Origin of the sequence: Aequitasia blattaphilus (assembly GCF_024721305.1) — a bacterium.
Taxonomy (GTDB): Bacteria; Bacillota; Clostridia; order Lachnospirales; family Lachnospiraceae; genus Aequitasia; species Aequitasia blattaphila.
The window spans coordinates 23,267-38,753 of sequence record NZ_JAMXOD010000006.1 but is presented as its reverse complement, the minus strand read 5'-3'; the positions used below and the strand labels follow the sequence as shown (position 1 = coordinate 38,753).

At 39.9% G+C, this 15,487-nt stretch carries 13 protein-coding genes; 1 reads left to right on the top strand and 12 read right to left on the bottom strand.

The window, feature by feature from the left end:
* Positions 1-16 precede the first annotated feature (16 nt).
* The 8 genes from pfkB to NHH15_RS05660 form a co-directional block, all read right to left on the bottom strand.
* Positions 17-949, bottom strand: a complete 933-nt coding sequence (gene pfkB / locus NHH15_RS05695; protein WP_262065696.1) for a 1-phosphofructokinase — start codon at positions 947-949, stop codon at positions 17-19.
* Between the two features lie 11 nt (positions 950-960).
* The gene (locus tag NHH15_RS05690) at positions 961-2,007 is read right to left on the bottom strand and encodes a galactitol-1-phosphate 5-dehydrogenase (RefSeq protein ID WP_262065695.1); all 1,047 of its coding nucleotides are present in this window, start codon (positions 2,005-2,007) and stop codon (positions 961-963) included.
* A gap of 12 nt (positions 2,008-2,019) precedes the next feature.
* Positions 2,020-3,537, bottom strand: coding sequence for a xylulokinase (xylB, locus tag NHH15_RS05685; protein WP_262065694.1), 1,518 nt, complete (start codon positions 3,535-3,537; stop codon positions 2,020-2,022).
* On the bottom strand, positions 3,538-4,530 hold the full coding sequence (locus NHH15_RS05680) for a LacI family DNA-binding transcriptional regulator (RefSeq protein WP_262065693.1): 993 nt from the start codon (positions 4,528-4,530) through the stop codon (positions 3,538-3,540).
* Entirely contained in the window at positions 4,530-5,381 is an 852-nt protein-coding gene (gene fba / locus NHH15_RS05675; RefSeq protein ID WP_262065692.1) for a class II fructose-1,6-bisphosphate aldolase, read from the bottom strand. Before fba ends, NHH15_RS05680 begins: the two co-directional genes overlap by 1 nt.
* A 489-nt stretch (positions 5,382-5,870) precedes the next feature.
* Positions 5,871-6,311, bottom strand: a complete 441-nt coding sequence (locus NHH15_RS05670) for an RbsD/FucU family protein (protein WP_262065691.1) — start codon at positions 6,309-6,311, stop codon at positions 5,871-5,873.
* A gap of 15 nt (positions 6,312-6,326) precedes the next feature.
* A complete protein-coding gene (locus NHH15_RS05665; protein WP_262065690.1) occupies positions 6,327-8,129 on the bottom strand; it encodes an L-fucose isomerase in 1,803 nt (600 codons plus the stop codon).
* 14 nt (positions 8,130-8,143) lie between these two features.
* Positions 8,144-9,625, bottom strand: coding sequence for a rhamnulokinase (locus NHH15_RS05660; RefSeq protein ID WP_262065689.1), 1,482 nt, complete (start codon positions 9,623-9,625; stop codon positions 8,144-8,146).
* A 118-nt stretch (positions 9,626-9,743) separates the two neighbouring features.
* Between NHH15_RS05660 and NHH15_RS05655 the strand changes: the two genes are divergently transcribed.
* Positions 9,744-10,589, top strand: a complete 846-nt coding sequence (locus NHH15_RS05655) for an AraC family transcriptional regulator (protein ID WP_262065688.1) — start codon at positions 9,744-9,746, stop codon at positions 10,587-10,589.
* A gap of 41 nt (positions 10,590-10,630) precedes the next feature.
* Here the strand turns inward: NHH15_RS05655 and NHH15_RS05650 are convergent, their stop codons facing one another.
* The 4 genes from NHH15_RS05650 to NHH15_RS05635 form a co-directional block, all read right to left on the bottom strand.
* Complete coding sequence (locus NHH15_RS05650) at positions 10,631-11,701, bottom strand: substrate-binding domain-containing protein (protein ID WP_416386575.1); 1,071 nt, start codon at positions 11,699-11,701, stop codon at positions 10,631-10,633.
* A gap of 115 nt (positions 11,702-11,816) precedes the next feature.
* Positions 11,817-12,818 (bottom strand): ABC transporter permease, encoded by a 1,002-nt coding sequence (locus NHH15_RS05645; RefSeq protein WP_262065686.1) that lies wholly within the window; start codon positions 12,816-12,818, stop codon positions 11,817-11,819.
* A 10-nt stretch (positions 12,819-12,828) separates the two neighbouring features.
* Positions 12,829-14,325: a sugar ABC transporter ATP-binding protein gene (locus NHH15_RS05640; RefSeq protein ID WP_262065685.1), complete on the bottom strand. Its 1,497-nt coding sequence runs from the start codon at positions 14,323-14,325 to the stop codon at positions 12,829-12,831.
* A 15-nt stretch (positions 14,326-14,340) separates the two neighbouring features.
* Positions 14,341-15,327, bottom strand: a complete 987-nt coding sequence (locus NHH15_RS05635) for an ABC transporter permease (protein WP_262065684.1) — start codon at positions 15,325-15,327, stop codon at positions 14,341-14,343.
* Between the last annotated feature and the right edge of the window lie 160 nt (positions 15,328-15,487).

Genomic DNA, 15,487 nt, shown 5'->3' with positions numbered 1-15,487 from the left:
GTTTTATTCACATTCTTTATTTTCTTTTTACAACTTTTACTTCTCTGTAAATCTTTTTTTGATCCTGGAGATGGAAAAATCCTGTTTTCTCGTGCATAGCCGAGGCCGTAGAAACCGAACTGGCCATTTTTAATGCCTCCTCGTAGTCCCATCCCTTATCAAAGGAATATGCAAAGCCTGCAATCATCGCATCTCCGCACCCTACCGTGTTGACAGCATCTATCTTTGGTACAATCGCCTGATAGCCCCCCTCTTTGCAAGCCATTAAAGAACCTTCACTGCCGAGGGATACAACCACCACTTCAATCCCTCTTTGTTGCAAATCACATGCCGCTTCAATGATCTCATCAATACAGTCGCATTTTTTTCCTGTCAGTGCCCGGATTTCGTCAATGTTCGGTTTAATCATCGTCGGCTGCGCCTTAATTCCTTCGTCCAGTAAAGGACTACTGGTATCTAAGATAACCTTTTTATTCATCTCCTTCGCAATCCCAATCATTTGATTATAAAAGTCGGCTGCTACTCCTTTGGGTACACTCCCGGATATGGTTACGATATTCGTTTCCCGAATTGTTTCTGTAAACGCCTTTAGAAAGTCCTCCTGCTCTCTCTTTGAAATTTCTACTCCCGGTTCCAAAAACTCCGTTTGCATCTTCTTTCCTTCATCCCAAATATTGATACAGGATCTGCTTTCTCCCTTCAGAGAAAAAAACTTACTGGTAATACCCAGCTTTTCCACCTCTGACACAATATACTGTCCGGCAAAGCCGCCGACAAATCCAGTTGCCCATACCTCCGTTCCCAGTATCTTCAAAGACTTCGATACATTAAGTCCCTTTCCTCCTGGAGTATATTCGCACTCTATTACCCGGTTTACTTCTCCTTCTTTAAACTCCTCTACCACATATCTCTTATCTATGGCCGCATTCAGTGTAACTGTTACTATCATCTGGAATTCTCCTATTCATTATATAACAATATTTTTCCTTGAACCAATCCAGGAGTTTTAAACATCTGAAATGCCTCGTGGGCTTGACTCATAGGTATTTTTTTATAGATAAATCCCGGATCAAACTTTAACTGTCCTGTTTTAAAGTAATGGGCAGTCAACTCCCACTCTTTCCCTGGAAATGGAGCCGAGTAGCTCATCCATGATCCCGTTAGCTTAAATTCTTTTCGATTCATATTTTCCCACATTTGGGGGGTAAAGCTTAAGTCTACATGGGGTGTACCAATAAAACATACGTAAGACTTATTGCCGGCGATTTCAAAAGCTATATGCATCGTTGCCGGCTGTCCTGCTGTTTCAAAGACATATCCGTATCCTTTTCCTTCCGTCAGTGCAAGAGCCTCCTCCATATAGTTTTCTTTTGATGTATTAATGACTGCATCTGCACCTAATCGTTTGGCAAGCTCCAGCCTTTCATCACTGATATCAAAGACTACCACTTTTTTAGAGCCAAAGATTTTTGCCCATTGCATGGTAAACATTCCGATGGTTCCACCACCCAAAACTGCAACGTATTCTCCTCCTTGATAGTCATTACAGGTAACTCCGTGAAGTGCAACGGTAGAAGGTTCAAACATCGCCCCTTGTTCGTAAGGAATAGAAGCGTCAAAAACAACTGCATTTGCCTCCGGAATCACAACGTAGTCTGCATTACTTCCTTGTACCCTTGACCCAATAAACGTGTAGTTCTTACACAGAGAGTAGTTTCCCTTCTGACAATCCTCGCATTTCATACAAGGAACGAGCGGCGCTCCTGATACCCGATCTCCGACTTTTGTCTTTGTAACACCTTCTCCAACTTCTACTACATCTCCTGAGAACTCATGTCCCAGTACGATGGGATAAAAATGTACACCGTTATGAAGAACTCTTGGAATATCTGATCCACAGATTCCAGACATTTTAACTTTTACTTTCACTTCTCCTGGACCTGCACTTGGTTCTTCAACTTCCATATATTTTACATCTTCATTTGCTACAACTACTGCCGCTTTCATGTATGATACCTCCTAATCATCCATCACTGTTTTTAGATTTTTATATATTTCTATATACTTATTATAGTTTCTTTCATATATTTCTTTGTTTCTTTCGTTCGGTTCATGGCTTCTCGTTTCTTTCACTGTAAGTGAAACCGCCTCTTCAAAATCTTTATACAGCCCAACTCCAACTCCTGCTAAAATACAGGCTCCTAATGTCGTCGCTGCATCAGAAGAAGGAACCACAATCGGTTTCCCTGTAATATCCGACTTGATTTGCGTCCATAAAAGTGAGTTCGCAGATCCACCTATTGCCTTCATTACCTGCACTTCTACTCCAGCCTCTTTTGCCACTTCAAGGTTATGGCGAAGGGAAAATGCCACCCCTTCCATGGAAGCTCTGATCAGATGTCCTTTTGTCTTTGAAAAATCTAATCCGTAATAGACTCCCTTTGACTTTGGATCCCATATCGGCGAACGCTCTCCTGCCATGTAGGGAAGAAATACGAGCCCCTCGCTTCCGGGAGGTACCACTTCTGCCAGATCATTAAATTGAACCAACGCGCTTTTTCCCAGTTCTTTCTTCCTGGAATCTTCATACGCACCGAATTCACGATGGAGCCAGCGCATAACACCACCACCACCAGTAGTTCCGCCTTGCAAAAGCCATTTATCCGGGATCACGTGAAATCCTAAAATCAAACGGAGATCAGAATGGTACTCATCCATACATATACTCATTCCACCAGCCTGTCCACCTTGTTCCTGGGTTTCACCAGGATGAATCACTCCTGCTCCAAGAGTTCCACAACAAGCATCCAATCCCCCTGCCACAACTGGTGTACCCTCTGCCAATCCTGTTTCCCTGGCCGCTTTTTTTGTTACCTTTCCTACAATCTCATGACATTGGTATATCCTTGGCAGGAAAGACATGGGAATGCCCAACTTTTCAGCCATTTTTTCGTCCCATTCTCCTGTGCGCATATTGAAACAGTGTAAGCCATACCCCTGTGACAAATCTTGAGAATAACAATCTGTTAGCTTAAACACAACAAAACTATTGGACTGCAAAATCTTATCAATTTTTTTGTAAATCTCTGGCTGCTCTTGCTCATACCAGAGAATTTTAGGAGTTGTGTAGGATGGCTTAAAGGGATTTCCACAGAGCTGAAACATTTCTTTCTCAGATATTCTTTCTTTTACTTTCTGGCATATTTCATCCGCCCTGGTATCCATCCAGATTGGAGTGTTACAAAGTACTTGCCCACTTTTGTCGATTGGAATAGCAGACCAGCTTTGCCCATCCACCCCAATTCCTGCAATTTCCTCTGGGGAGATATTGCACTTTTTGAACAACTCCTTCGTCGAGTGGCAAATGGCCTCCCACCATTCATCAGGGTTTTGCTCTGCCCATCCTTCCTTTGGATAGTAAACAGGGTAATCTCCGGCTCCGCTTTCAACCACCTCACCTGACTTATCAAATATCGCCACCTTACATGCACTGGTTCCAAGATCAATGCCCAATAAATACTTTTTCCTTGACTCCATTTAAATTGACTTCCCTTCAATAAACTCCGTTTCCAGCTTCCATATCTTTCTCTTCCCGTTGCCATCACCTTGCAGTCGTTTCAGTATTAATTGTGCTACAGCCTTTCCCATTTCTTTTGTTGGCTGTGCAACAATAGATAACTGTGGATTACTTGCATAAGCAAACTCTTTATTGTCATACCCTATAAATGAAAGTTCCTGTGGAATCTTGACTCCTCTTTCATTTAATTCAATCATAGCTCCCAAGGTCATTTCATAGTTTGATACAAAGACTGCTGTCATATCTGGTCTCGTATCCAAGAGTCTTGCCATAGCCTTTGCACCTCCTGAAATCGTAAAATCTCCACAGGAAATCAGGGATTTGTCTACTTGCAATCCTCTCTCTTTTAGTGCTTTGTGATACCCTTTTATTCGCTCTTTTGATGTATAAATATCAGATGGACCTGCAATCAATCCAATTTTCTCGTGCTTTTCCTCTATCAGCCTTGCAATCCCATCTTTTACAGCCTTTTCATTATCCACCAGGACGCAGTCACAATCGACTCCATCTATTTTTCGGTCGATTACAACGACTGGCTTATTATGCTCCAGAAATCGTTTAAGCCCTTTGCCGTTTGTGGATGTCGGCATAATAATTAAACCATCCACTCTTCTATGAAAATGAAAGTCCAATGCTTCCTCTTCACGCTTTTCATCGGAACGGCAGTCACATACAATCGTAGCATAACCATAGTTTCTCAGGATATCTTCTACTTCTGTAATAATCTGGGCACAAAATATCATATCCAGCTCCGGAATGACAACTCCTATCAACTTCGTATGATTCGTCTTTAATCCTCTTGCTACCTCATTGATTTCAAAGTTTAACTTCTTGATAGCAGTCTCTATTTTCTCTTTATTCTTCTCTCTTACATTTCCCCCATTGAAATAAGAGGATATTGTGGCCAGCCCAAGACCCGTCTCCCTCGCCAGATCTTTCATTGTCGCAGCCATTACTTTGCTTTCCCTATGCATCCGCAAACCTTCATGCGGTTTGTTACCTGTTCTTTTACTGCTGCCATGCTTACTGTTCCATATTTCTTTGGATCAAAGGTTTCCGGTTTTTCTTTTGCCAATTTTTTCATTGCATCTGTGTATGCTACCCGAAGCTCTGTTGCAAAATTCACCTTACACATTCCCCGTTGTACACATTCCCTTACGTCTTCGTCACTTAAACCGGATGCACCATGAAGAACGAGAGGGATGGAGACTACCTCTTTTACCTTGGATACAAGCTCCTTGTCAAGTACTGGCTCTCCCACATAGAAACCATGAGCTGTACCAATTCCGATTGCAAGAGAATCGACACCCGTTCTCTCTACAAACTCTTTTGCCTCCATAGGATCTGTGTTGGCATTTCCATCTGATACCAAATCATCCTCTTTGCCACCTACTTTTCCCAATTCTGCCTCAACGGGAATTCCTTTTGCCTTTGCAACATCAACAACTGCCTTTGTCTTTTTAATATTTTCTTCAAAAGAATCATGGGAGCCATCAATCATTACTGAAGTATATCCTGCATCCATTGCTCCAATTGCAAGATTATAGTCTGTTCCATGGTCTAAGTGGATACATACCGGGACACTTGCACTCTTTGCTCTTGCAGCTACCATTGCGGAATACATTTCTAAGGATGCGTATTTTACTGTGGATGGTGTAGTTTGAAGCATAACCGGTGCGTTATTTTCTTCTGCCGCTTCAATGACTGCCAAGACCATTTCCATGTTTTCTACATTAAAAGCACCTACTGCGTACCCGCCCTTTTGCGCTTCTAAAAGCATTTCTTTTGATGTTACTAATGACATATGTTCATCCTCCATTTTTGATTTAACCGAAACGTTTCGGTTTTGATTATATCATACTCTTTTCTTTCTCTGCTGTCAATATAAAACATGGTCTATGTTAATCCTTCTTCATCCTCTTTTTAAAACTTTCCCACCGGTCTTTTGTTCCAATACCCAAAAAGCATTCCACGAAAAATACATATATCATATACAAAGTAAAACAGATTACTATTCTAAATATATTGCTTATTATCTTCATGCTATAATCCTTTCTCTTCTCTTTTGACCGTAAAATTCTTATGTATAGAGTATATTATATCGACTATTAACACAATTATTTCAAACTTAATTTTTCATTAATTTTTATTTTATCCAGAATCACATTTATATCTTTTTTTAATTTCAGTCAATACTTTGTATTAATTGATACATTTTATGTGTTTAATAATAGCCTAGGCTATATATCGGAAGTTTACAAACACCGACTTTATCTCCTAGGCTATATTATATCTACTCTACCACTACACCTTTTTGAAGCATAATATTTGCATAGAGTGCTTTTTCACTTGTTGCAATAATTGCATAAGCTGTTTTTGATTCATCATAGAATTTAAATCTTTCGATATTGCCAATGCAAGAGTCTCCTCTGTCATCATGTTTTGCAACAATATCTTTATATTCATCCCAGATTGGAGTTTCTACTGTGTCACCCTTCATAACTTCCATTAAGCTGACAGGATGCTCTACATAGGTGTCTAACGGAAAAACCTTTAAGATTGCATCTAAGATTTCCGGTACTCCATGTCCATCACAACGGATTACAATCCCATCTTTCCCCATGCTTTCTGCCGGGAAATTTCCATCTGCAATTACCAGACGATCACTGTGTCCCATTTCACAAAGAACCTTTAAAAGCTCGGGAGAAATAATCTGTGGTATTCCTTTTAACATTTTTCCTTTTCCTCCTTAGCGAATTGTCTTATATAATGGTCCGTATGCCTGGCAAGCTCTATAATCCTGTCCTTCTTTATCAGATCCAAATGCATTCCATGCTGATGGTCTAAAGATTGTATCTTCATCTACATTATGCATATTTACAGGAATACGAAGCATTGAACAAAGAGTAATTAAATCTGCTCCAATGTGTCCATAGCTGATTGCTCCGTGATTTGCACCCCAGTTATTCATTACATCATATGCAGTCTTAAAATATCCTTTTCCTGTTACTCTTGGGGCAAACCATGTACAAGGCCATGTATAGTCTGTGCGTTTCCAAAGCGTATCTGTTACTTCATCTGGAAGCTTTACGGTCCATCCTTCTGCAATCTGTACCACAGGTCCAAGTCCCTTTACAAGATTCAAGCGAATCATTGTTACAGGCATTTCTGCTTCTGTAACAAATCTTGAAGAATATCCTGCACCTCTGAAATACCCATTGTCTGCCGGATTCCATGTGGTGGCTTTCAAGATTGCTTCCTGATCCTCTGGTGTCACATCATACCATGGTTTAATCACATTGTTTCCATCTGCGTCCTTAGCCTGACCATTTGCATCTAAGCAAGCTGCTCCAGAGTTGATTAAGTGAATCATTCCATCTGCTTCTTTTGCTTTTCCTTCCAATTCATAGCCTGTTGCTTTCTTTACTGCTTCAGGGCTCCAATAAGTACGCACATCTGCAAATATCTGTGCTGAATTGGTCAACAGCTTTCCAAACATCATTCCAAGACCGTTTAATACGTCATTTTCTGTTGCAAGGATATATGGCTCTCTTGCTCCTGTCCAGTCAAAGGATGTGTTAAGAAGGGCTTCTGGATAATCACAGTTTGGATAGAAATCTGTCCATTGTCTTTGTCCCTGGAAACCTGCTGCAAGAGCATTGTGTCCAACCATTTCTTCTTCACAGCCCTCTGGTAAATCCTGATTGCCATTCATTAAATCTTTGATGATACACATCATCTTTACAACAAATTCCCAGTCCTCATCTTTTTGCTCTCTGGTTCTTTGTAATTCTTCCGGATTCTTATCAAATCCCTCTATACATTTTTCCTTTGTCCACTTAAGTGCTTTTTGGAATTCTTCCTCATTGTAGATTCCTTCTGTCATACGGCGAATAATTTCCACCTCATCCACGGACTCCACACGCATTCCTAAATACTCTTCAATAAATGCAGGATCAATGATTGATCCTCCGATTCCCATACATATAGAACCAATTTGAAGATAAGATTTACCACGCATTGTTGCTGCTGCTACTGACGCACGACCGAAGCGAAGAAGCTTTTCTTTTACGTCCTCTGGAATCGCGGTATCATCTGCTTCCTGAACATCATGTCCATAAATTCCGAAAGCTGGAAGACCCTTTTGTGCATGGGTTGCAAGTACAGAAGCAAGATATACTGCTCCAGGTCTTTCTGTTCCATTGAATCCCCAAACCGCCTTAATTGTAAGAGGGTCTGCATCCATTGTCTCAGAGCCATAGCACCAACAAGGTGTAACGGTGACGGTAATGTCTACACCTTCTTTTCTAAATTTATCCGCACAAGCTGCTGTTTCTCCCACACGGCCAATGGTCGTATCTGCAATCACAACCTTTACTGGTTCACCGTTTGAATATTTTAATGTCTCCTCGTACAGTGCTTTTACCGATTTCGCCATGTTCATGGTTTGTTCTTCTAAACCTTCTCTTACCTTAAGTGCTCCTCTTCTTGCGTCGATAGTTGGTCTGATTCCTATTACTGGATAATCTCCAACAAGTCTTGATTTTGCCATTTTTTACTTCCTCCTTAATTATGAATGATGATTTCTTTGAATTTACAATATGCTTCTTCCCACTGTTTTGTATTTTGGGGAGTATATTCTTTTGTATTCTCAGAGTTACGGATGATTTCTCTTGCTCTTTTTAGATTCTCAATCTCACCTAATGCCATCAATTGAACTGCAATATTTCCTAGCGCTGTAGCCTCAATTGGTCCTGCAATCACTTTTTTGTTATTCGCACTTGCTGTCATCTGACACAAAAGGGCACTTTGTATCCCTCCTCCAATCATGTGGATTTCCGGATACTTCTTCTTTGTACAAGCCTCTATCTGTTCCAAAGTATAACGATATTTCAGGGCCAGACTCTGATTAATGCAACATACCACGTCTCCTACCGTCTCTGGAATCTTCTGACCGGTACGGGCACAAAATTGTTGAATTCTTTTTGGAATATTTCCTGTGGAATTAAACTCTGGTGCATCTGGATCAATAAAGCTTTCAAAGGGCTTCACCTTAGCCGCCATCTCTTCCAGCTCTCCGAATCCATATTCAACGCCTTCCCGCATCCATTGTCTTCTGCTTTCCTGCACAAGCCAAAGGCCAATAATATTTTTAAGCAAGGTGGTCGTTTCCCCATATCCACCTTCATTACTGACATTGTATTTTAAGGAGTCTTCATTTATAATTGGTTCTTCTAATTCTGTTCCAAACAAGCTCCATGTGCCGCAACTGATAAATAGAAAATCCTCTTTCTGGGTTGGTACTGCTACCACTGCACTTTGTGTATCGTGGCTTGCAACTGAGACTACTTTCGCCTTCTCTAATCCCAGCTCCTCACATATGTCATCAGATATCTCTCCAATTTCTGTTCCACTTGGAACAATATCTGCTAAAATATGCTGTGGAATTTGAAGTGCAGATAGGATTTCCTCCGACCAAACCTTTTTCTTTGCATCCATTAATTGTGTCGTAGTTGCCATTGTATACTCAGCCTTCTTTTTTCCAGTTAAAAAATAGTTGAACAAATCTGGCGTAAGCAAAAGGGTTTCTGCTCTTTCTAATAGCCATGGTCTTTTCTTCACCAAAGCATACAGCTGAAAAACTGTATTAAAATTTTCGAACTGGTTTCCTGTTAAATGATAAATTTCTTCCTTTGGTATCTTCTCAAAAGCCTCTTCCTGCATCCCAATCGTTCGATCATCCCGATAATGAACTGCATTTTCCAAAAGCACTCCATGCTCATCTAACAGACCAAAATCCACTCCCCAGGTATCAATCCCCAGACTTTTGAATCCGCCTTTTTGCTTTGCTTTGAGCATACCCTGTTTGATTTCATAATATTGTCTTAATGTGTCCCAGTACATCGTTTTCCCCACAATTACCGGGTCATTCGAAAATCGATATACCTCTTCCATTTTGATTTTGTCATCTTCTAAGTAGCCAATAATTGCTCTTCCACTTGATGCCCCAAAATCAAATGCTAAAACTTGATTTTTTGTTTTCGCCACAAGCTTCCTCCTTATTCAGATTTCACCATCGTTATCTCCTTGAGTATAGCATTGTCCTTTGTCTCTTTCTTGTGTTATAATGATTAAAAGTATAACGATATTCACCCGAGGAGATATTATGCAGTATTTGAATTATCTGGAACGAAGGACAAGGGGTACCACAGACTTTCCTGTTGATTACCATCATGTCACTTCCAATCATCCCCAATATCATATGGCTTTGCATTGGCATATGGAATATGAAATTATTCGTATTCTCAAAAATACCTTCCGCCTTACCCTGGACGAAACAACCTACGAAGTATCGGAGGGTTCCGTGGTGTTTGTTCCTTCTGGTCTGCTCCACGAAGGCACCCCTTCTGACTGTGTTTATGAGTGTATTGTATTTGATATGAATATGCTGATTAGTAGAAATGACTCTTTTAAGCAGCTGATTAAAAGCATTCATAACCACGACCTGGACTTACGCCATGTGTTTGACTCATCCTATAAAGATATTCACAACATTATCTGGACCATGTTTGATGCCGTTGCTTCAAAAAATCCTGGTTATCAAATGATTGTAGAGGGATCTCTTTATCTGTTCTTTGGGACGATTTTTTCAAAACAATACTTTAGTCCTGTGCAAAATAAAGGCCTCCACTCTCAAAAACGGATTCTACAGCTTAAGGTGGCTTTAGAATACATTGAATCCTCTTATCAAAATTCAATTACACTAAAAGAAATTGCAGATACTGTCCATATGTCTCCCAAGTATTTCTGTCGCTTCTTTCAGGATATGACGAAACGAACACCAATTGACTATCTGAATTACTATCGGGTAGAACGGGCATGCTATAAAATATTGACCACAGATGATTCTATAACCGATATTGCCTACAACTCTGGATTTAATGACTTAAGCTATTTTATAAAAACCTTCAAAAAGTATAAAGGCGTAACACCGAAACAATATCTAAAGTAAAACGAGGATTGTCATTACGACAACCCTCATTTTTTTAGATATTAGTCATATAAGTTCTGAGAAATTTCTTCTGAATCCATATTGTCAGATGTATACCATTGACAACCTGTATCTACGTCCGAAACGGATTCTCCTCTTGCTGCCTTTACACAAAGATCAACTAATGTCTCTCCCATTGATACTGGTGCTTGTGTAATTGCACCGATAAATACTTTGTCTTTCACTGCTTTCTTAATGTTCTCACCTGAGTCAAATGCAATACCAATAACCTTGTCATCTCCCTCACCGAATTTGTCAAGATTTGCATTTCCTGTGATCATAGCTTCACCTGAATGTTGGTTTGAACCATAGATACAGATGATATCTTTTTTATTTAACAATGTCTGGCAATCAACTGCTGATAGCTCGTTTGTTACCTGAGAAGGTACCACTACTTCAACAATTACATCGCCTTCTTCACTCTTCTTATCTTCAATTCCAGAGTCACCAACATACTTTTCATTTCCTGTAATTGAAATTGTTTTTCCGTCAGCTTCTACTAATTCACCTAACTTATCAATAAATCCAAGTCCACGATTGATGATAGATTCTGCTGTAGCATCCTGAGCCATAACTCCAACTCTTACCGGACCATCTGCGTTTTTAATACGATCTCCAAGTGCTGCTTTATACCCTTCCTCTGCTGCCATTTCTCCTGCTGCATAGTTATCGGTAGAAGCATTTGCAAGAATAGCGCCATCTGGTGCTCCGGGAACTCCTGAGTCAAATCCAATGATTGGAATGTTTGCTGACTGTGCTTGAGAAATAGCATCTAAAAGAGCGTCTGTATCAAGTGCTGCCAGTCCTAGAGCTGCAGGTTTCTGGTTAATTGCACTTTGGAACATCTGAACCTGGTCTGCAATATCTGATTCTGAGTTTGGACCTACAAAGTTAATGGTTACTCCAAGTTCCTCAGCTTTTTGATCTGCACCCTTTTTAACTGCTTGCCAGTATTGATGCTGGAATCCTTTTGAAACGATTTCAATCTTTTCACCACCTGTTGCAGCTTCCCCTGCTGCATCGCCTCCGTTACTTGATTCATCTGCTTTTTTGGATCCACAACCAACTAACATTGTTCCAACAAGTGCGACACATAGAAGTGCGCTAATTACTTTTCTTTTCATCGTTCTTCCTCCCTTTTTGGATGAATTTTATTTATTAATTCACATCTTGAGTGAAATTAATATCCTATTTTTTTGTGTTCTTCAAAATATCAACAAACACTGCAATCAATAATACAATACCTGTAATAATCTGCTGCCAGTTTGCTTGTAATCCGATAAAAGGTAACCCTGTCTTTAAAAGGGACATTACGAATACTCCCAAAAGAGTTCCTCCAACCGTTCCCGCTCCACCAGTCATAGATGTTCCGCCAATAATCGCTCCTGCGATTGCATCCAGCTCTAATCCTGCTCCTGTTCCAGGTACGACCGCCTGAAAGGTTGCTGCATAAGCAATTGCTGCAAGACCTGTGAAAAATCCTGAAATCAAGTAAGCAAGTGAGTGCCATTTCACTACATTAATTCCAGATAACCTGGTTGCTTCTTTGTTACTTCCTATTGCGATAATATAACGGCCTGGTCTTGTTTTATTCAAGATAATAGACATAATAATAACGATAGCAATAACAATGATAAAACCTATAGGAATCATATTTCCACCCACATTGATTTTGAAAATACTTCGAAACCAACCGTTTGGTGTTCCCGCCTGTGGCCAAGTAATACTACTTGCACCTGCCATAATGGAGCCCAATCCTCTTGCAACCATCATAGAACCAAGAGTTGCAATAAATGGCGGTAATCCTAAAACTGCTACTGAGATTGCATTGAAAACCCCCAAAAACAGTCCAAAAGCTATGCAGACCAGCATTCCCACTGCCACTGGTAAATCAAAATGGCCTACAACGTATCCTCCAACCAGACCGGCTGCAATTGTTCCTGTTCCGATTGATAAATCCACTCCTCCAGTAATGAGTGCAAATGTCACACCAATCGCCATAAGACTCACATAGTAAGAGTAATCAAAAATACTAACTACTGTAGAGTATTGACGAAAGGCCGGACTTAATATACTAAAAAATATCGCAAGGAGTATAATCACACCTAAGACAACAATTTTTTGAGTTCCAATCATTTTAACAACCGGATTATTTGTAAAGGCATTTCCTTTTTTAACATTCTTTTCCATTTTACTCCCCCTACCCTTCTCTTCTTGTAGCCGCATGCATAATAGTCTCTTGCGAAGCTTCTTCGATTGACATTTCTCCTGTCTTTCTTCCTTCGCACATTACCACTACACGATCGCTCATTCTAAGTATTTCGGTCATTTCAGAGGAAATCATAATAATGGATTTACCCATTTTTACCAATTCATTCATTAAATGATAAATTTCACTTTTCGCTCCAACGTCGATACCTCTTGTTGGCTCGTCAAAAATCAGAATTTCACAGTCACGCACCAACCATTTTGCTATAACAACCTTCTGTTGGTTTCCACCAGAAAGATTTACAACCAATTGTTCTACAGATGGTGTCTTCGTCTTTAGCTGTTCTACGTACTTCTTTGCCACATCCGCTTCTTTTTTCTTATCAATAAAGATACCTTTCATAAAATGATCCAAAGAAGCCATAGTGGAATTTTCTGCAACCGTTTTCTCGACTGCAATTCCAAATCTCTTCCGGTCTTCTGATAAGTATCCAATTCCATTTTGAACCGCATCACTGGGAGATTTAATATTTACCTTTTTTCCATTAATAAAAATCTCTCCACTATCAATTGGATCTGCTCCAAAGATTGCTCTGGCGGTTTCGGTTCTTCCTGCCCCCATCAATCCTGAAAACCCTAAAATTTCACCTTTGTGTAGTTTGAAACTCACATTTTTGACCATCTTACCTGCATTCAAATCTTTTACTTCTAATACCACTGGAGCACCTGACGGAACATTACTTGCTGTCTTGGGATCTTCATATATAACCCGGCCAACCATCATGTTGATGATGTCTTCTTTTGTGCTTGTCTCCGTATCGATTGTGCCCACATATCCTCCATCACGCATTACCGTAACTCGATTGGTAATCACTTTAATTTCATCCATACGATGAGAAATATAGACAATACCCAGTTGTTTTTCTCTTAAGTCTCTAATAATCTTAAACAACTCCTCAATCTCGGATTCTGTCAGCGCTGCAGTTGGTTCATCAAATACAATCACCTTTGATTCATGGGAAATTGCTTTTGCAATCTCGCACATTTGCTGCTTTCCTACCGTAAGATTTCCCATTTGCTCCGTGGGATCTATGTCGATGTTGAGCTTATCAAACAACTCTCTTGCTGCTTTATTCATCTGAGAATCATTGATGATTTTTCCACTCATTTTCTCTCGTCCGATGAAAATATTTTGAGCAACTGTCAAATGACTCAGCATGTTTAACTCTTGATGTACAATCATGACACCGGCTTCCTGTGCCTCTTTTGGATTTGTGAATTCGACTTCTTTTCCCTCGTAAGTAATCGTTCCTTCATCTTTTTTGTAAATACCTGTTAACACCTTCATTAAGGTAGATTTTCCTGCACCATTTTCGCCCATTAAAGCGTGTACTTCCCCTTTTTTCACTTCAAGCTCTACATGATCAAGGGCATGTACTCCCGGGAAGGATTTATCAATACCTTTCATTGTCAAAATTACTTCTCCCATGATTTCACCTTCCTTTTAATTCTTTCTTTTATGGCTGCGAACATTTGCGTATACTGCTACCAAAACAATCAAACCTGTGATAACGTACTGCCAGTCCTTCTGGAATCCCATTGCAAGTATTCCTTCCTGCAGGAGTGCAATGATTAATACGCCGATAAACGTTCCACCTATAGAAGCAGTTCCTCCACTCATAGCGGTTCCACCCATAACACAACCGGCAATTGCTTCGTTATTGTAGGTATCACCAAGCCCTGGCTGTACGGTTGAATATGCTCCTACAAAGATGATAGCTGCCATTCCAGCCAAAGTTCCACAGATAACATATGCAAGCATTTCCCACTTTTTCACATTAACACCGGACAAACGAACGGCTTCTTTATTACTTCCAATACATAAAATATAACGTCCGGCTTTTGTTTTATTTAAAATAACTGCACAAATAACAGATGCTATTATTAATACTACTAATCCAGTAGGAATCTGCGTTCCATCACTTGTCATAATCTTTACAAGTTTTCGAAACTCTCCATTTTCTTGTACCGCCTGTGGCCAGCTTACAGATTGTGTCTTCGTAAATACGGAACCAATTCCTTTTGCCAACATCATACTCGCCATAGATGTTATGAAAGAAGGTAAGTTCCAATAGGCTACTAAATATCCGTTTAAACATCCAAACAAGGTTCCCACTAAAATGGAAATCAATAAACATAAAATAAGGGGCAGACCATTCTGTGTCAGTAGATATCCACTGATAAGCGCCGCACAAAACATAACCGGTCCTATGGAGAAATCAATTCCCCCTGTTGCAATTACAAATGTAACTCCTAACGCTAAAAACCCTAAAAAGTACGCATAGTTAAGAGCACTTAAGATACGGTTATAGCTCAAAAACGTAGGGCTAAGAATTGCGAATATTCCATACATCAACAGCAATACCACAAACAATACCAGTCTGTTAAAGCCAACCTTCTTGATAAAAGCATTGTTTTTTAACTTTTCCAATTTTCACTCCTCCAATTCTTTAAACTAGACTTAGTATAATTTTTTTGGAGTTTTTATAAAATTGAAATATCTACAAAAAAAGGTTAAAAAATTCCACTACGGAGTTTTTTAACCTTTTTTCGTTCTGTAAATTACCATAACACCCTCGGTCAGGCACTCG